Source organism: Marinobacter sp. tcs-11, assembly GCF_002049515.1.
Taxonomy (GTDB): domain Bacteria; phylum Pseudomonadota; class Gammaproteobacteria; order Pseudomonadales; family Oleiphilaceae; genus Marinobacter; species Marinobacter nauticus.
In genome coordinates this window covers 43427-62607 of the sequence record NZ_LLYU01000003.1, presented here as the reverse complement: position 1 = coordinate 62607, position 19181 = coordinate 43427, and the positions used below count along the sequence as shown (strand labels likewise).

At 57.6% G+C, this 19181-nt stretch carries 10 protein-coding genes; 6 read left to right on the top strand and 4 right to left on the bottom strand.

Features of this window, described 5'->3' with window-relative positions:
- Window positions 1-2: 2 nt before the first annotated feature.
- A complete protein-coding gene (locus ARC85_RS04710) occupies window positions 3-1688 on the bottom strand; it encodes a diguanylate cyclase (RefSeq protein ID WP_286714397.1) in 1686 nt (561 codons plus the stop codon).
- A 98-nt stretch (window positions 1689-1786) separates the two neighbouring features.
- Here ARC85_RS04710 and ARC85_RS04705 point away from each other — a divergent pair, with 98 nt between their 5' ends.
- From ARC85_RS04705 to ARC85_RS04695, 3 genes are read left to right on the top strand one after another with little or no spacing between them, the layout of a single operon-like run.
- On the top strand, window positions 1787-3574 hold the full coding sequence (locus tag ARC85_RS04705; RefSeq protein ID WP_153740285.1) for a sensor histidine kinase: 1788 nt from the start codon (window positions 1787-1789) through the stop codon (window positions 3572-3574).
- The gene (locus ARC85_RS04700; protein ID WP_199452841.1) at window positions 3561-5606 is read left to right on the top strand and encodes a GAF domain-containing protein; all 2046 of its coding nucleotides are present in this window, start codon (window positions 3561-3563) and stop codon (window positions 5604-5606) included. The genes ARC85_RS04705 and ARC85_RS04700 overlap by 14 nt, the downstream gene beginning before the upstream one ends.
- A gap of 12 nt (window positions 5607-5618) precedes the next feature.
- Window positions 5619-7535 (top strand): ATP-binding protein, encoded by a 1917-nt coding sequence (locus ARC85_RS04695; RefSeq protein ID WP_199452839.1) that lies wholly within the window; start codon window positions 5619-5621, stop codon window positions 7533-7535.
- Here ARC85_RS04695 and acnA read toward each other — a convergent pair.
- Window positions 7532-10294 (bottom strand): aconitate hydratase AcnA, encoded by a 2763-nt coding sequence (gene acnA, locus ARC85_RS04690; RefSeq protein ID WP_286714396.1) that lies wholly within the window; start codon window positions 10292-10294, stop codon window positions 7532-7534. The two genes, ARC85_RS04695 and acnA, sit on opposite strands and share 4 nt — an antisense overlap.
- A gap of 215 nt (window positions 10295-10509) precedes the next feature.
- Between acnA and ARC85_RS04685 the strand changes: the two genes are divergently transcribed.
- Window positions 10510-13410: an MHYT domain-containing protein gene (locus ARC85_RS04685; RefSeq protein ID WP_286714395.1), complete on the top strand. Its 2901-nt coding sequence runs from the start codon at window positions 10510-10512 to the stop codon at window positions 13408-13410.
- Window positions 13404-14390, top strand: coding sequence for a response regulator (locus ARC85_RS04680; RefSeq protein WP_286714394.1), 987 nt, complete (start codon window positions 13404-13406; stop codon window positions 14388-14390). The genes ARC85_RS04685 and ARC85_RS04680 overlap by 7 nt, the downstream gene beginning before the upstream one ends.
- Here the strand turns inward: ARC85_RS04680 and ARC85_RS04675 are convergent, their stop codons facing one another.
- Window positions 14391-15914, bottom strand: coding sequence for a methyl-accepting chemotaxis protein (locus tag ARC85_RS04675; protein WP_286714393.1), 1524 nt, complete (start codon window positions 15912-15914; stop codon window positions 14391-14393). It abuts the gene before it with no gap.
- Window positions 15915-16190: 276 nt separating this feature from the next.
- Between ARC85_RS04675 and ARC85_RS04670 the strand changes: the two genes are divergently transcribed.
- Window positions 16191-17645, top strand: a complete 1455-nt coding sequence (locus ARC85_RS04670; RefSeq protein WP_286714392.1) for a hypothetical protein — start codon at window positions 16191-16193, stop codon at window positions 17643-17645.
- Between the two features lie 18 nt (window positions 17646-17663).
- On the opposite strand, the gene ARC85_RS04665 is transcribed toward ARC85_RS04670, so the two are convergent.
- Window positions 17664-19115, bottom strand: coding sequence for a rhomboid family intramembrane serine protease (locus ARC85_RS04665; protein ID WP_121207876.1), 1452 nt, complete (start codon window positions 19113-19115; stop codon window positions 17664-17666).
- Window positions 19116-19181 lie beyond the last annotated feature (66 nt).

Sequence of the window (19181 nt, the reverse complement as noted above, 5' to 3'; positions counted from 1 at the left end):
ACCTACGCGTTAGCTGTATACAGCGTAACGCCATTGCGGCCGTTTCGTTTCCGCTCATAGAGTGCCTTGTCAGCCGCCTCGATGATTTGATCACCGGCAGAAAAATCATTGATTTTTGCGACCCCCGCGCTGAACGTCACGTGGAACACGTCGTCTTCACTGGAAAACTCCAGTTCAGAAAAGCTCTCAAGAATACCGGACATCAGTCGCAGGGCTGCTGACGGCTCACAATGCGGCAGTACCACAAGAAATTCTTCACCACCGTAGCGACCGATGGCATCGGATTCCCTCAGCCGGTTGCGCAAAAGATTGGCCAGAGTCCGGATGACGACATCACCCTGTGCATGCCCCCAGGTGTCATTTACCTGCTTGAAATGATCAATGTCGAGCAGAACCACAACAGAACTGTAATCGCCCCGGGTGCAACGCTGACGCTCCCTTTCCACTTCCTGTTTGATTACCGAGTGTTTCAGCAGTCGCGTCAGACTATCGCGGTTCATCAGCTCAGACAGCTGCCGAGCCCGATGACAGCGCATCTGGACGGCCCGGATGAGGTAATCATCGGAAATCGGTTTGACCAGGAACTCATCGGCACCGCCGGACAGCGCCCGAAGCTGGCGCTCCGGATCATCTTCGGAAGACAAATAAACAATCGGCAGGCTCAACCAGCGAGCATGGAAGCGGATCATCCGAGCCAGAACTACGCCAGAATGCGCGCCTAGCTCAATATCCATCAGCAACAGCTCAGGCTCGAACGCATAAAGTTCTGACAGCAGCGTCAAAGGGTCCGATACGGCATGGGCCTCAATACCGGCAGAATTGAGCACCAGGCAATAGTGCTCGGCCAGTTCCCGGTCGTCGTCGACGATCATCACGCGGCCCTTGGTGCCGGCGGCCAGTTCCTGAACCAGGGTTTCCAGCCGCTCCACCAGCTCGGGCAAATCCACCGGCGCCGACATGAACGCACGTGCCCCGTGCTGGGCAACATGATAGCGACGATCGAAGTTTTCGGCCTGTCCGATGCAAACAACCGGCACCGGTGGCTGATAGGCGCCGCGGGGATGGGCCTCCAACCAACGAGCCACACTTTCAATACTGGCATCGCTGCAGAGCACGGCTGCGGCATTACCAGGATCAGTACCTGAGGCCTTCACCACGCCTTCCCGGCTCTCTATCGTCTCGACAGAAAACCCGTATTTCTGCAATTCATCCGGCAAGGACTCCAGTTGATCCGTGGCGTCAAGAACCACGATCAGCCGAACCTGCATGCCATGGGAGACCAGCTCTTCATCGGCTTGCGCCGACCGCTCCCGCTCCGTGGACAACGGGTTATCCAGGTCGGCGATGCCAATCAGGAGTTCGAGCTGGTCGGCGACGTTTTCATCAACGGGAAGAAAATCGAACTGGGCGTCGGATCCCTTCGCCAACGCTTTCTGCTCCCGCTTGAGACGTTTTTCGAGATCTCGTGCAAATTCTCCAAGGGAGGGGAAACCAAACGTGCCTGCAGATCCCGCCAACTTATGAAGTCTCTGACGACAGTCATTAAGTGCCAGTTCATCAACATGACCTTTCCTAACCTGGTCAGCAAAGCCTGAAAGGTACGCCAACTCGCCCCTCAATCGCTCGATAAAACGCAGTTTCAAAACGTTCAGGCGATCACTGATGTAATCTTGCTGCTGGTTATCCAAAAAAACTCCCCGAATCCTGGTTTTTCCGACTCTGGAAATACTCTAAGCTCTATGTAACCACGTTTTTCCGCTCTCGACCACGCCACTAAGGATTACCGTTGAGATCCCCATCGTTAGGTATACGCGTTACCCTGATTACGATCTCCAGCAGTATTGCGACCATGGCAGCCGTGTTGTTTTTTGCCTACAACGGGCTGGTAAGGGATTTCGAGAACGTTCTGACCCAAAGGCAGCTGCTGGAAACCGACTCGGCTGCGCGCATCGTGGACCAACAACTTCAGATTCGCCTGGAGGCCCTGAAGGCCTTCTCGGCTTTTCTCACAGACGGCGACAACCTGCGCCCTCTGCCTGAGTTGAAAGAGCTTCTCGGGCGCCAACCCAGTCTTGAACGCTATTTCGAAGGCGGTCTGCTCATTTTTGATGACAAGGGTGTCGCCATTGCAGAGAACCGTTTTGTGCCCAGACGAATCGGCACCAACTACTCAGACCGCCCGCATTTCCGGGAAGCCCTGACCAGCCGACAAGCGGTGATCAGCCGCCCCATTATCGGCCGTACCACCGGATTGCCGCTGTTGTCTTTTCTGGCTCCCATTGTCAGTGACGACGGCGATCTGCTGGGCTTGGCGGGCGGCAGCATCAACCTGGCTGAATCCGGCATCATTCCCGACTCCTTGAGTGAAAAAAGCAACGCCATCTTCAAGGTGCTCGATACCGGGCATTTCACTCAGGTGGATTCGCTGACCCCCGGCGCTCCGATGCCTGAGCTACCCCCACCCGGCGAGAACCTGATTATCGACGCAGCGCTGTCTGGCGTCACATCGGGTGTCGTGACCGACAAATCCGGTAAACGCTGGATTTATGCGACCCGTCATCTGGAGCGTGTCGGCTGGTTGTTTCTGCGCGCAGAGCCCTATGAAGGCGTGACCGGCCCGGCCAGGGCCTCATTTGAAAACTTTCTGCTGCTCAGCGTACTGGCTGCACTGATTCTGGCCACCGCAGCCTGGCTACTCGGGCGCACTGCCACCCGGCCCCTGGAACACATGTCCACGCGGATAAGGGCCATGGTGGATGGCGCATCGGATACCCGCCACTTGAAGCCCAAGGGGCCACCGGAAACCCGCAATCTCGCGCTGGCCTTCAACCGGCTGATGGAGGAACGGGAAGCTCTGGACCAGATGAAAGACCAGTTTGTGGCCACCGTGAGTCATGAATTGAGAACGCCTCTGACCTCAATCAACGGCTCTTTGAAACTGCTGGACCGGGAGGCGGCCGGCGAGCTTCCGGAAAAGGCCCGGAAAATGGTGCAAGTAGCGCTGCGCAACGGCGAACAACTGCAGCTGCTGATTTCAGATCTGCTGGATTTCAATAAAGCCATCGCCGGAAAAATGATGTTGCAGATTGGCACAATCCAGGTCAGTGAAGCCCTGGAGCAGGCCATTGAAGGCAATCGCTCAATGGCCACCCATTATGGTGTCTCTTTGAGCGCAGTCCCGGCCCCTGAACCGTTGGTGGTCCGAGCCGACCCCCAGCGACTGCGACAGATACTGGACAACTTTATCAGCAACGCCATCAAGTTCTCACCTACTGGTGCCGCCGTTCAGCTGTCCGCCCGAGCGGTTAATCAGAACACCATCCGATTCATCGTTTCGGACCACGGCCCGGGGGTGGATGAGCAGTTTATCCCACATCTGTTCGAGCGGTTTGCACAAGCCAACCCATCCTCAAAACAGGCACAGTCCGGCACTGGCCTGGGGCTGGCCATTTGCCGTGAGCTGGCCCATCTGATGCACGGCCAGGTGGGCTACTATTACCAGCAAGGGGCCCATTTCTGGCTCGACATCCCCCGCCAGGAGACCTCAAGGGAGCCTGATCATGAAGTCACCTGAGTACCCACCCGAAGAACCACAACGGCTCTCCGCCCTGGAGGCGACAAAGCTGCTCGACACTCCCCCGGAGGAGCGCTTCGATCGGGTAACAAGGCTTGCCGCCGAGGCGTTCGATGTGCCGATTGCGTTGGTGTCACTGGTCGACCGGGAACGCCAGTGGTTCAAGTCCTGCTATGGCCTGGGAGTCCGGGAAACCGGTCGTGACATTTCGTTCTGCGGCCATGCCATCCTGAAATCCGAGGCTTTCGTGGTTTCCGACGCACTGGCCGATGAGCGGTTCTCCGACAACCCCCTGGTCACGGGAGAACCCCACATCCGTTTCTATGCGGGCGCACCGCTGGAAGACCGCTCCGGCTTTCGCATTGGCACCCTATGCATTATCGACAAAAAACCTCGAGGCTTTTCGAACCGGGACGAGAAAACACTCAGAGACCTGGCCGATATCATCGAACGCGAACTCCAGTTTCAGGAGCTGGGCAACTACTACAGTGAGCGCACCCGGGCACTGAATGCACTGAACGAAATCGTTCTGGAAGTGAAAGGCAACCTTGATACCGCCATTCCGCTAGCGCTCAACAAGGCCAACCATTTCCTGGGGACAGAAACGGCCATTGTCAGCGAAATCAATGGTGGCGCCTACACCGTACTCTGGCACCATGCGCGCCGAAACAAGGCGCTTGAGAACGGACTCACCTTGCCCGTTGAGCAAACCTACTGCTCCATTCTTCTCGAGCGGGGTGACGTGCTCGCCATCAACCACATGGGGCGCTCGCGATTTCAGGACCACCCCTGCTACGCCGAGTTTGGTCTGGAAAGCTACCTGGCCGCGCCAATCTGGATAGATGACACACTGTTCGGAACCCTGAACTTTTCATCCTCCATACCGCGCAAACCACCGTTTACCGAAACGGAAAAGATGTTTGTAAACCTGCTGGCCCGCTGGGTCGCCGACGCCATTCACCAGTCCCGGCAGGCCGAGACCCTGGAAAAACTCGTCAGCAACGCCCCGGGAATGCTCTACCAGTACCGCCTCTGGCCAGACGGTCACAGCACTTTTCCCTACACCAGCCAAGGTATCCAGCAGATCTACAACATCAGCGCCGAAGCTGCGGCAAACGATGCCGGCCCAGTCTTCGGCGTCATCCACCCTGAAGACCTTCCACAGGTTGCTGAGAGCATTCAAGAGTCCGCAGACAACTTGAGCCGTTGGCACCAGCGTTATCGAATTCAGTGGCAAGGCCAGAACTGGCACTGGGTCGAGGGGCAGGCCAACCCCGAAAAACTGCCGGATGGCAGCATTCTCTGGCACGGCTATATCGTAGACATCAACGAGCGATACGAAGCCGAACAGATGAAGAACCAGTTCATCTCCACCGTCAGCCACGAACTGCGCACTCCCCTCACTTCGATTTCCGGGTCCCTGGGGCTGATTTTGGGTGGTATTACGGGGAACATCGACGAAAAAAGCCGGCACATGCTCTCCATCGCAAAGCGCAACGCCGACCATCTGAAACTGCTGATAGACGACCTCCTGGACATCGAAAAACTGATTGCGGGCAATATGCCCATGGCGCCTGAGGAGCAAGGCATTGGAACGTGCGTGACCGCCGCCATTGAAGAAATCCAGCCCTTTGCCAAACAGCGTCAGGTGCGCATCACACTGCGGGACGGCTCGCCGGGGCTCACGGCGCTGTTTGACAGCATCCGGCTGAAACAGGCTATCACCAACCTGTTGTCAAACGCCGTCAAGTTCTCACATGAGCGCAGCGAAGTCCTCGTCGATATTGAATCGTCAGAATCGACGGTGCGCATCTTGGTGAAAGACCAGGGGATCGGCGTACCTGAGAGCTTCCGATCCAGGATCTTTCAGAAGTTCGCGCAGGCAGATGGCTCTGTTACCCGCGGACAAGGCGGGACCGGCCTTGGACTGGCAATCACCAGAGAAATCATGACGAAGATGGGTGGCAGTGTCGGGTTCAACTCGGCCGAGCGGCAGGGTTCCACCTTTTGGCTGGAGTTACCCTTAACATGAGCTTGCGTTGACATGAGCACACAAAAACAAGAACAAGCTTTTTTCGGCCTGGTCTGGCTTGCTCGATTGACGGTTTGCCTGCTGACGGTCGGGCTCGCGCTGGCGATCGACTCAACCGCAACGGAACGACACCGGGCTGATGTGCGGGCGAACTGGCAAGAGAAGGTAGATGATCTGGGGCTGCGTCTGCGCGCCACCATTCTGCAAAACACACAGACAGTATGGGGTCTCGCCGCAAACGTTGCGGTCCAACCCGACATCGGCGAAGAGCGATTTCAGCGGCTGGCTTCCGTCATCTTCAAACTGGCACCAGAACTGCTGAATATCGGTTTGGCCCCCGGATTTGTCATAAAACACATCTACCCTCTGGATGGAAATGAGGCTGCCCTCGGGCTCGACCTTCAGGCTCAGAGTTTGTCAAGAGATCAAATGGCCCTGCTACTGGAAAGCCGGCGAGCAGTCTTCAGCGGCCCTATTAATCTGGTACAGGGAGGCCAGGGCCTGGCCGCGCGTATTCCCATTTTCGAGAACGACACGGGACGGGTTTGGGGGGTTATCTCCGCCATTCTGGATCTGAATCGACTTTACACCGCGATTGGGCTGGACAGCCTCCCTCCCGAGGTGGTCTTTGCGCTCTCAACGACAGGCTCCGGCAACATAGATGAAGGCTTGTTTTTCGGTGAGCCCGATGCAGCCTGGCAAGCGCCCGTGTCAACAACCATGGCCATGCCGGGATTTTCCTGGAAGCTCTACGCTCAGCCAGCGGATGGATGGCCGGATCATCCGGACTCTCCGTGGCTGCTGCGTAGTCTGCTCGGGCTGGTCACTCTGATCATCATTGCCGGCACACTCTGGATAACGACACTCATCCTCCGTGATCGCCAGATGCAACTCCGATTCTGGGGCCTGTTTGAACTCGCCCCGTTCGGCATCGCCCTCTATGACGCGATCTCAGGGGAGTTGCTACAGGCCAACCCGGGCTTCACCCGAATACTGGACTCGAAAGCCAAGAACATCGGGTATTTCGACGATGTGCGCAGCCTTTCCGGCGATCAACAACGCAGCGAACCTTCAATATCCAACCGCCTGGCAAGCCAGGTTCGCTTCACCGGAGTTGAAGGCTTCTTCCCAATGGCAGATGGGACTCTCCAGCCGCTCATGCTCCACGGTTTGCGCCTGGACCTCCAGGGAAAAGAGTCCGTTATCTGGATCATCGTCGAGGACATTTCCCAACGAAAAGAGGCGGAACGATTAAAGAACGAGTTTATCTCGACCGTCAGTCATGAACTCAGAACCCCCCTCACCTCCATTTCCGGGGCGCTGTCGCTGTTAACGACCAATGCTGGCGGAGAGCTTTCAGGAAAAGCACAACAATTGCTGAAGATCGCCCAAAGAAACAGCGATCAGCTGGGTTTTCTGATCAATGACCTGCTGGACATCGAGAAACTGATTGCGGGCAAGATGGATTTCAATGTGGTCGAATTTCCTGTGTCTGAGGCGATCACCGAAAGTCTGGAAAACATCCAGAACTATGCCACCGAAAAAAACATCACTCTCAACGCTCAAGAACTTTCAGCATCCACGGTTAAGGCGGACAAACAAAGGTTGGCACAGGCACTCAACAACATCCTGTCAAACGCGATCAAGTTCTCACCGGTCAACGGCCAGATTCGTATCTGGACAAAACCGCATGGCCAAGGGCTTCGAATCTACGTGCAGGACGAGGGACCTGGTATCGCTCCGGAATTCAGAGAGCGCATGTTCCAGAAGTTCTCCCAGGCCGACAGTTCGGATCGACGCAGCAAGGGTGGCACTGGCCTTGGCCTGGCCATCACCAAAGAGCTGATGGCCAGGATGGAGGGCGACGTCGACTTCACGTCAGAAGCTGGCCAGGGAGCCACCTTCTGGCTGGAAGTCCCGGCCGCCTAGGCGTTTTTCAGCATCTCCCGCACCACGTAATGCAGGATACCACCATGCTGGAAATACACTGCCTCGTTGGCAGTATCAATCCGTGACTTCAGCTCGCAGGTTTCGGTAGAGCCATCCTTGTATTTCACCGTCATGGTCAGGGTCTGGCCCGGCTTGATCTCGCCAGACAGTCCCTGAATGCTGATCGTTTCCTCCCCGGTGAGTTTCAGGCTCTTGCGATCAGTCCCCTCCGGGAATTGCAGCGGCATCACCCCCATGCCGATCAGGTTGGAACGGTGAATACGCTCATAGGATTCCGCCACCACGGCTTTCACGCCCAGCAGGCGAGTACCCTTGGCGGCCCAGTCGCGGCTGGAGCCGGTGCCGTATTCCTTGCCGGCAATCACCACCAGTGGCGTGCCTTGCTCCTGGTACTTCATGGCGGCATCGTAGATGGCCATTTGTTCCCCGGTGGGCACAAATTTGGTGAAGCCGCCTTCCACGCCGTCGAGCATTTCATTGCGTATGCGCACGTTGGCAAAGGTGCCGCGCATCATCACCTCGTGGTTGCCCCGGCGGGAGCCGTAGGAGTTGAAGTCTTTTGGTTTTACACCATGTTCCTGCAGGTATTTGCCCGCCGGTGTATCCGGCTTGAAGGAGCCGGCCGGCGAAATATGGTCGGTGGTCACCGAGTCTCCCAACAGGGCCAGGATGTTGGCATCCGTTATGTCATCGATGGCCTCGGGCTGCTCACCCATGCCTTCGAAGAAGGGCGGATGCTGGATGTAGGTGGATTTGTCACTCCACTCATACACCTTGCTTTCCGGCACCTTGATGGATTTCCAGATGTCGTCGCCCTCGAAGACCTCGCCGTATTCCTTGCGGAACATGTCGGTCTTGACCTTCTCGACCGCTTCCGCGATCTCGGCCTGGCTTGGCCACAGGTCTTTCAGGTACACCGGGTTGCCATCCTGGTCTGCGCCCAGAGGATCCTTGGTAAGGTCCACCCGTACGTTGCCAGCCAAAGCATAGGCAACGACCAGTGGGGGCGAGGCCAGCCAGTTGGTTTTCACCAGCGGATGCACCCGGCCCTCGAAATTGCGGTTACCGGACAACACCGAGGCCACGGTGAGATCCCCATCAGTAATGGCTTTCTCGACTTCATCCGGCAGCGGGCCGGAGTTACCGATACAGGTGGTGCAGCCATAACCCACCAGGTTGAAACCCAGTTGGTTCATGTCATCCTGAAGGCCGGCCACTTTGAGGTAGTCGGTCACCACCTTGGAGCCCGGCGCCAGTGAGGTTTTGACCCAGGGTTTGGTTTTCAGACCCTTGGCCACGGCCTTTTTGGCAATCAGGCCAGCCGCCATCATCACGCTGGGGTTGGATGTATTGGTACAGGAGGTAATCGCCGCAATCACCACCGCGCCTGGGTCCAGCCGGGTAGATTCACCATTCATGTGAAGTGGCTGACTGGCGGGGTGTTCGAAATAGGCGCTCTGAGCACCGACCGCTGTACCACCCCCTTCCGATTCCAGCTTGGCCTCACGGCTTTCTGCCGGGCCTTCCGACGTTTCCATCAGCAACTCAAACGACGCTTTCATGTTGGTGAGGGCGACCCGGTCCTGGGGCCGCTTCGGGCCGGCAAGGCTGGCTTCCACTTCACCCATGTCCAGCTCCAGGGTGTCGGTGTATACCGGCTCATGACCGGGTTCCCGCCACAATCCCTGGGCTTTGGCGTAGTTTTCAACCAGTTCCAGCAGTGCTTCATCCCGCCCGGTCAGGCGCATGTAGTTGATGGTTTGTTCATCCACCGGGAAGAAACCACAGGTAGCACCGTATTCCGGCGCCATATTGGCAATGGTGGCACGGTCGGCCACTGGCATGTCTTTCAGGCCGTCCCCATAGAACTCCACAAACTTGCCCACCACGCCTTTCTTGCGCAGCATTTCCGTGACGGTCAGCACCAGGTCGGTCGCCGTGATGCCCTCCCTCAGCTTGCCGGTGATCTTGAAACCGATCACCTCCGGAATCAGCATGGAGACCGGCTGGCCAAGCATGGCGGCTTCCGCTTCGATACCGCCCACGCCCCAGCCGAGTATGCCCAGACCGTTGATCATGGTGGTGTGGGAATCGGTGCCCACCAGCGTGTCCGGGTAGGCGATGGTTTTACCGTCCACCTCCTTCTGCCACACCGTTTTGCCCAGATATTCCAGATTCACCTGATGGCAGATGCCGGTGCCCGGCGGCACCACCCGGAAGTTGTCAAAGGCCTGCTGGCCCCAACGCAGGAACTCGTAACGCTCCTGGTTGCGCTCCATCTCGATGGCGACGTTTTCCTTGAAGGCCGACGGGTTACCATATTTGTCCACCATCACCGAGTGGTCGATCACCAGATCCACCGGCGATAACGGGTTGATCAGGGCGGGATCTTTACCAGCGTTCTTCACGGCCTCGCGCATGGCCGCCAGGTCCACTACCCCGGGCACCCCGGTGAAGTCCTGCATCAGCACCCGGGCCGGGCGGAACTGGATTTCGGTATCCGAGCCCCGGTCTTTCAACCATTGCACCATGGCATCAATGTGGGAGCGGTCGACCGTGGTGTCATCTTCGTTGCGCAGCAGGTTCTCCAACAACACTTTCAACGAGAACGGCAGGCGATTGAGGTCGCCCAGGGTCTCCGCTGCCTTCGGCAAACTGTAGTAGTGGTAGGTCTGGCCACCCGCGCTAAGGGTGGAGAGGGTATTCAGGCTGTCTTTACTCAGGGATGAACTCGACATGCGATGCCTCCTCGTCGGAAATCTCCTTTAACTATTGCATCGAATGGCGAGAGTTCAACTGCAGTCCCGTGAATGTTCCGCATTACCACGGTGAATACTGTCAGTATCATCCGTAACCTGGCGTATACAAGTTACACAAAAAGACGATACTGAAGCCAATCCCGTACTGATACCGTACATACCTCAGCTTTCCCCGACTTTTACAGGAATCTCGCTTGCCGGCGCTTGATCACTTCTTTGTTCTGAATACCGAGACTGACAAACTGGTGTCGGGCCAATACGACTATGGCCTGGTGATGTTGTCTCTGCTGATCGCAGTGGGCGCTTCCTACCTGGGGCTGACTCTGGCTGCCGCTGCGCGCCGCAGCAACACCCTTTACATGCAGCGCCTGCACCTGTTCAGCGGTTCTGCTTCTCTGGGCTTTGGCATCTGGTCCATGCATTTTATCGGCATGCTGGCCTTTGAAATGCCCACCCATGTGCACTATCACCCCTGGATTACCGCGCTTTCCGCCGCTCCGAGCCTGTTTGCCTCCTGGGTAGCGCTCAGCCTCCTGGCCCGGCACGACCTGACCGGGCAGCGACTGATCGGTGGTGGCGTGGTGGTCGGGGCCGGCATCGGTGCCATGCACTATCTGGGCATGGCCGCTATGGAGATCGGGCCGGCACTTCGCTACGACCCAACGTTATTCGCACTGTCGATTGTGGTGGCTGTGATGCTGGGCACCCTGGCGCTGTGGATCAGCTTCGGACTGCGCCACAGAACGCGCCTGCGCGGGTACAAGCGCCGTTTACTCGCCGGTACCGTGATGGGGCTGGCCATCGCCGGCATGCATTACACTGCGATGGAAGCCGCCCGGTTTATCGGCCAGCCCGCCCCGGATTTTCTGCCCGGGAGCAACAGCCACACCATTCTGGCACTGACCATTGCTTTCGTAACGGTAACCCTCAGCCTGCTCGCATCCGGGGTCAACGCGGTAGCCCGTTATCGCGCTCTGATGAGGCGCAGCCAGGAAACCGCCAGCGAACTGCGCACCATTGTTGATGCCGCCGTAGATGGCATTATCAAAATTTCCGATCGGGGCATTGTGCTCTCCTTTAACGAATCCGCTGAACGCATCTTCGGTTACCGCGCTGATGAAGTCGTGGGCAAGAATGTCAGCATGCTGATGCCGAACCCCCATCGTGATGCCCACGACGGTTATCTGAAAAACTATTTGCGCACCGGAGAACGTAAAATCATAGGCTCTGGCCGCGAAGTATGGGCTCTTCATAAAGATGGCCACCAGATTCCGGTTCGGCTCGGCATTGGGGAATCCCGGCTGGGCGGCATCAGCACTTTCGTAGGCTTCATCACTGACATTTCCGAACGCCATCGAATGGAAACCGATCTGCGCCGGGCGAAAGAGGAAGCTGAGCAGGCTGCCGCCGCCAAAAGTGCGTTTCTGGCCAACATGAGCCATGAAATCCGCACCCCGATGAACGCCATTATCGGCTTCACCGACCTGGTACTGGACACACCGCTGGATGAAACTCAGGCACGGCATCTTGGCGTGGTGAAAACCTCGGCCCGGTCTCTGCTTAACCTGCTCAACGATATACTGGACACCGCCAAACTGGACGGTGGTCATACCGAACTCGAACTGCGCGATTTTAACCTGCGCCGCCTCTGTGACCAGGTGATTGCCACGCAATCCCTGAATGCCGCGCGCAAAGGGCTTTATCTGACACTGGATTACCAGGCCGGAGAATACTACCAGGGCGATCCCTTGCGCATTCAGCAAGTGGTGCTGAATCTGTTAAGCAATGCCGTAAAATTCACCCAGACAGGCGGCGTCACCCTGAAGGTGCAGGAGCCCTCTGTGCACAATGTCGTTATCCGGGTTGAGGATACCGGCATTGGCATTTCTGCCGATCGCATCGACAGGATTTTCGAACCGTTTACCCAGGCCGATTCCAGCATGACCCGTCGCTTTGGTGGCACTGGCCTGGGCACGACCATTGCCCGACAACTGGTGGAACTGATGGGTGGCACCATCAGCGTGACCAGCAGCCCGGGTGAGGGCTCGGTTTTCCAGGTAGAACTGCCTCTGCCTAGCGGCCTGGCCGTGGACGAGGATACGCTGGCAGACCAGGAAGTCGCTCTTCCCCCTTTGCGCATTCTGGTGGCTGATGACGTGCCACAAAATCTCGAACTGCTGAAAACCCTGCTGCTTCACCGCAAACATGAGGTCACCACGGCCGGGAACGGACAAGAAGCGATAGACCTCTATAGTAACCAGGTTTTCGATCTGATTCTGATGGATGTGCAAATGCCCGGAATAAACGGCCACGAAGCCACCCGGGCGATACGTCGACATGAAGCAGCCGCCCAGCGACGATACACGCCCGTAATTGCTCTTACCGCCAGCGTGCTGGAAGACGATCGGAGGCAGGCTTCGGAGGCAGGGATGGACGGTTTCGCCATCAAGCCACTCAATCTGCCGGAACTCACTGCCGAGATGGCCAGAGTCCTGGGCATAGAGGCTTCGGCTCCGAGCAATGCAGGCGATGATGTCGACGACAGCACGATAGATACCGTCACGCTCAGGCAGCTCTGGCCGGACACCCAAAAACACCTACGGGCGGCTGGACGTCTGCTGCAAGCTCCAGAGAATCAACCCGAAGCAATCCGGCTCTGCCCCGATAACCCGACAGCCGAAGCCCACCGGGTTCGCGGCATTGCCGGTAATCTGGGTTTCCGGCGTTTAGCGGCAACGCTGGCAAACCTGGAGACCCGGCTGAAATCGGAAAAACCGGTGCCGGAGGCCCTGTGGCAGGAGCTCCAGAACGATTTTGATCGGGCACGCCAGTGGCTGACCGAACAAGCAGCGGACTCTGAAACGCGCCCCGCAAGCTGGACTGAACCGAATGCCATAGACCCGAAAACGCTGGCACAAGTGATCGAACGCCTGAGCCAGGGCGAAATTCCGGAACGCGCTATCGACCAGCTGAAGCCAGGACTGCCCACGGAGATCGCCGATGCGATGAACGAGGCTCTCGACGACTTCGAACCAGAGAAAGCGGCCGAACTTCTGATCACTTTTCGCGATACCCTGGAGGCCTCGCAATGCTGACCGACACCAAGACCCTGCTGCTGGTGGACGACGAGCCAGCCAACCTTCAGGTACTGCGCAACGTACTTTCCGACCACTACCGGCTGCTGTTCGCCAAAGATGGTGAACGGGCGCTGGAACTGGCACGCAGCGAAAAACCGGATCTTGTTCTGCTGGATGTGATGATGCCGGGCATGTCCGGTTACGAGGTGTGCAAAACCCTGAAGGCCGGCCAGGATACCCGCGCTATCCCGGTAATCTTCGTCACCGCATTGTCTGATGCCGATGACGAAGCCAGGGGCTTTGAGCTGGGTGCTGTGGACTACCTTACGAAACCCGTGAATGCGGCGATTGTCCGGGCCAGGGTGAAAAACCATCTGTCGCTGGTGCGTATGGACGAGCTGATAGAGACCCGGTTGGCCGTCGTTCAGCGGCTGGGGCGCGCGGCGGAATACAAGGACAACGAAACCGGCCTGCACGTTATCCGCATGAGCCATTTCTCGCGGTTGATCGCGCTGGAGGCCGGCCTCGGCGAAGCCTGGTCCGACACTCTGCTCAATGCCGCCCCGATGCACGATATCGGCAAGATCGGCATTCCGGACGCCATTCTCCAGAAACCTGGCAAGCTGGAGCCGGATGAGTGGGTCATCATGCAACGCCACGCGGAAATCGGGGCGGAGATCATCGGTGAAGACGGCTCAGATCTGCTCAACATGGCGCGGGAAGTGGCCATGAATCACCACGAGAAATGGGACGGCAGCGGCTACCCGAAAGGCCTGAAAGGAAGCACCATTCCCATCTCTGCCCGGATCGTGGCCCTGGCTGATGTCTTCGACGCTCTCACCAGCGAGCGCCCTTACAAGAAAGCATGGTCGATAGAACAGGCAACGGATTTGATTCGCGAGCAAAGCGGCAAGCATTTCGACCCCGAGTTGGTCGAAGCCTTCTTCCGCTGCCTGCCGGCGATACTTGAGGTGCGCCAGCGTTGGCAGGAATCCTGACTAGAGCAACCGGTAACGGCTGATCAACTCATCAACCCGGATGACGCTGTTCTCCAATTCACCTGCCAACCCCTGCACACTGTCGGCCTCGTCGGCCACCTCACTGTTACGGGTGGCCACTGCATGAATGTTCTCGTTGATCTGTAATGACGTGGCAGCCTGTTGCTCACAGGCTGCAGCGATCTGGTTGTTCATACTGCTCACAGAATCAATGGCCTGCTCGATACGGCTGATAGCCTCAGCTGCCTGCTGAATCGCCCGGTTGGATTCTGTGGAGCGGGTCTGTCCCATTTCCATGGCGGCGCTGGTGGCCTCCGACAGGTTTTTCAGTTCGTCCACTGTCGTACGGATTTCCTCAGTGAACTCCTGGGTCCGACGCGACAAGGATCGTACTTCATCCGCCACTACTGCGAAACCGCGGCCATGTTCGCCGGCCCTGGCTGCCTCAATAGCCGCATTCAAAGCCAGGAGATTGGTCTGATCAGAGATATCGTGAATTGAACCTGTAACTCTGGCGATAGATTCCACTTTGTCAGCCAATTGAGCCACCATCCGAGCGCTGTCTTCCAGTGCCTTATTGGTTGCATCCGTCATTGTTCGGGCACTGGCCATAGCCTGGCTGCCCGCAGAGGCAGAATCGGCGGCATCTTTGGCGGCTTCCGATGCCAGTTGCGCATTGTGGGCCACTTCCTGCACGCTGGCCGACATCTGATTGGTGGCTGTCGCTACCTGATCAGCCTGTTGCTGTTGGTCATCAACGTATTGTCGTGTGCGCTGACTTGCCTGGAGCAACTGCCTGGAGTTGCTCCCCAGTGCACCGGAAAAATCCCGCATCTGTTGGATCAACTCGCTGACTTTTTCCATCATCTCGTTGAACGATGCACCACTGGCAGTTCGATCATCAACAGGAAGGCGACCCGACACATCGTGGTCACGGTCAAAATCCTGAACAATCGACATCATCTGGAAAGCCTGATTACGTTCTTTGTTCATCAACAAGGCAAAAAACACCAATACGCATGCCTCAAATACCACAAAGCCAGCATGAAGGAACACCACCCCCCAACTACTCCCGTGACTGAAGACCATCACAGGCAAGGAACCAATATGAGCTCCGGCCATTTGCAGCCCATTGAATACGAGATGGTGTACAGCAATCGTCAGTGCCGCCGCGACCACGGGCAACCAGTCACGATAGATAATGACCAACGCCAACGCTGCGAATATGTGGAAATGCATTTCAATGCGCCCAAGCTGAGCCTGAATCATCACCGCAGAGAAGAGCATCAGACACACAGCGAATAGAGTTGAGCAGGTCCTGGTGCCTCGCAGAAAGCGGTAACCCATCACCGCCAGCGCACCAATCAGGCTTGACGAAACCAGAGCAAAACCATGGGTGTCATAACCCAAAGGCACCAGCAGACCTACGACAGGAACATGGGCCAACAGAATGAAGAGCAGTTGCCGATCCGTGGATACCGCCTGTTGCCGGGACAGGTCCTGGATACGGATAAGGTTGGCCATGTGATTTTCCTCAAAGCGAAAAAGAAGTGGGCGGGCAGACAAAATACTAACGGCCAATCAGGTTGGCGATTGATAGGGTTATTCCGAACATCACGGACTTTTGTTACATACGCCTGTCGCCCTCGTCAGATCACTGGCTTTTGCTGCCCTCAGTAGTTATACATACGCCCCCGAGGCACACTCCCCATCCACCAACTTTGAACCCGAAAGGTGCGGCTCGGGACGAGTTCTGTCATGATTGGCGGCTGATTTCTGACGGATCAGGAACTGTCTCACGTGAAGCACGATTGTCATTACCATCCGGGCGACCCTGCCAAGTGGCATTGTGGCGAATGCCAGATGCACTACTGCAGCCGTTGTATGCCGGATGCCGATACCCGCCAGCGTCGGGGGCTTTGTCCCCGCTGCAGTAAAGCCATGCGTTATCTGGGCGCAGCCACCGAAGTGGTGCCCTTCTGGCAGCGGGTCGGGGCCTTTTTCCGTTACCCCTTCCACACCGATCCGCTGATTGTCATCGCCATCTGCACGTTGGTTCCTGTAGTGGCGCCAGCCAATATTATTGGCCTGATCATCTGGCTGGTGCTGGCGCTGGCGCTGTTCAAGTACACCTATGCGGTGATCAACCACACCGCGGAAGGCCACCTGAAACCGCCAGCGGTGTCGGTGGCGTTTACCGGCAGCGGTTTTGACATTGTGGTGCTGCAACTGTTGGTGTTTGTGCTGATGGGCGGCTTGGTAGGCGCCGCCGCCATGCTGGGCGGGCCGATACTGATGATGCTTGCGGTGGCGTTTGTGGTACTAGCACTGCCGGCCAGCATCATGGTGCTGGCCATGGAACGCTCGGTAGGCGCTGCTGTAAACCCCATGAACCTGGCGATGCTGATCTCACGCATCGGCACGCCCTACTTCCTGCTTTACGGGTACCTGATTCTGCTCACCCTGGCTTCCGGCGCGGCGCAGGATTTTGCCGTGAACCATTTCCCCATGTGGGTGGCCCAACCCCTGGCCGGTTTCCTGAACAGTACCTTTACCCTGATCCTGTTTCACATGCTGGGCTACCTGCTGTTCCAGTATCAGGAAGAACTCGGATTTGCCTCGGACATTCAGGACGAGATTTCGGAAACGGACCAACACCAGCGGGATCGCAGCAGCCGGTTTGATGCCGATCTGGACATGAACCTGAAAGACGGCAACTACGACCGCGTGCAGAGCATGCTCAAGGAAGCCCTCAAACGGGACCGGACCAACCCTACCCGCATCGGCCAGCTCTACCAGTTGCTGACCGCCCGCAATGATGCCGAAGAGCTGTACCGCTACCACCCCAGGATTATGGCCTGGCTGGCCCAACGGCATGATGGAGACGGGTTGAATCAACTGTTACAGACGTTGCAGGTGGTGGAGCCAAGATTCCAGCTGGACGACCCGGAACTGGCAGTGCAGTGTGCGGGCACACTGTACCATCGGGGCCACCATAAAGCAGCTATCCGTTTACTGCAGGATTTCCACAAACGCTTCCCGGACAGCGATCAGCTGGCACCGGCCTACCTGATTGTCGCCCAGGCCCTCGCCAATGGCCTGCAGCAATGGGAAAAAGCCGGTGCTTTCCTGTCATTCATCAAGAAGCGCTGCGTGAATCATCCGGCCCACGAGCACATTGATGTCTGGCTGGAACAGGCGGCGAACCAGCAACCGTTGAAAGGTCCGAAAGCAAGCTTTCAGGTATCAGACTGAGGGCTTGCCTGCCACGCCTCAGCCGTGCAGCTGCAACAGCTGCCGGTAATGGCGCGCTTTCGGCTCCATTTGCAGTTTCTCGAACTCTGCCACCAGAAGCCGGCAAGCTTCGTTCACCATGTCCGGTTCGGCCTTGGCTCGCATGCGCTCAAACGCCTTCTCCGCGGCTTTGAAATCATGGCGCTTCAGGCTGGCGAACAGCACACGGTTGTGCGCCTCCGGTGCCAACGGATGATAGGCCTCACCTTTGCTCAGGTACTCCTGCCAGATATCCACCATCTGTTCCGGCTGCCGCCGGGCGATGGCGTCGGCCATCATTTCCTCGGCGAGCAGACGGTAGCTGTCCAGGTCCGGCCTTAATTTAGCCAGTTGATACAGGTGCTCCAGCAGCACGGGCCGTTCCGGATAACGCTCCCGCAACGCCTCGAACTGGCGCCGGGCCAGGTCGAACTCCATGCGGCCAAGGCTGGCCATGGCCTGGCCGTAGGCCTTGGTGAACTGTTCGTCCTGTTCTTCCTGCTCCGGCTCAAAGAACTCTTCTTTCACCTGCAGCCAGCTCTGGCCCAGCAACCACACCAGCCCGGCACCGGCCGCCAGGCCACCGGCGTGGGCCATGTAGGCAATACCGGTGGCACCGGCAAACCAGTAGTCATAGATTTCCTTGCCCAGCCAGACCGGCAGCATGGCGATAGCGGGCGCCCGGAAATAGTTGAAGTAAACGCCCAGGAAGTAGAAGAAGCGGATGCGCTGCAGCCCGTATATGGCGACGTACATGCCCATCAACCCGGAAATGGAGCCGGATGCGCCCACCAGCGGTACCTGACTGCCCATGGAAAAGGCGGTAAAAACCAGTCCGGACAGAGCACCACACACCAGATAAGCCACCAGAAAGCGCCCCGGGCCCAGCGCTTTTTCCACGGTAAAACCCAGCAGGAACAGGAACAGCAGGTTACCGATGATATGGCCCCAGCCGCCGTGCAGGAACTGGTAGGTAATGAGCGTGTACAGCGAGAGCTCTGCCGGCACCAGTCCCAGCTGATAGGCGCTCATCCGGCTGATCCACTGTTGCTCGATCGCCGAGCGCTGCTCCAGCCACAGGTTACGCTCGGCCGGGGCCCAGATCAGATCCCGGTTTTGCTGCAGATACTGGTAAAACTCACGATCCAGCAGCAGCGTCACCGCCTGCCAGAGTTCTTCCTCATTTTCCTGAAGCTGCTGGAACTCCTGCAACTCCAGAACCCGTTGCTGGTTGCCTTCGAACTGGATTTCCCGCTGCAGGTAGTCCTCATAGGCGGGGGCCTCCAGGGCCAGCAGATCGCTCTCCAGATAGTCTTCCAGTGCGGCTTCGAGCTTGCGGTCGTCTCCGCCCTGGTAGAACAGAAACACCAGCAAACAGGCCATGATCAGGCCCAGGGTTACCCAGGGCGGGCGTTTCCAGTTAACGGCATTCTCGGCAGGAATAATCAGCATGGGCGGTCACAATTCATCATAATCTGTCCCTGAAAAGCTGCTTTTTACCACAGCGGGGCCTTCTTT

What these genes read in the sequence shown, in the direction of transcription:
- ARC85_RS04700 (WP_199452841.1), top strand. Translation starts at nt 3,561, where the DNA reads ATGAAGTCACCTGAGTACCCACCCGAAGAACCACAACGGCTCTCCGCC.
- ARC85_RS04675 (WP_286714393.1), bottom strand. Translation starts at nt 15,914, where the DNA reads ATGGCCAACCTTATCCGTATCCAGGACCTGTCCCGGCAACAGGCGGTA.
- ARC85_RS04695 (WP_199452839.1), top strand. Translation starts at nt 5,619, where the DNA reads ATGAGCACACAAAAACAAGAACAAGCTTTTTTCGGCCTGGTCTGGCTT.
- ARC85_RS04680 (WP_286714394.1), top strand. Translation starts at nt 13,404, where the DNA reads ATGCTGACCGACACCAAGACCCTGCTGCTGGTGGACGACGAGCCAGCC.
- ARC85_RS04665 (WP_121207876.1), bottom strand. Translation starts at nt 19,115, where the DNA reads ATGCTGATTATTCCTGCCGAGAATGCCGTTAACTGGAAACGCCCGCCC.
- acnA (WP_286714396.1), bottom strand. Translation starts at nt 10,294, where the DNA reads ATGTCGAGTTCATCCCTGAGTAAAGACAGCCTGAATACCCTCTCCACC.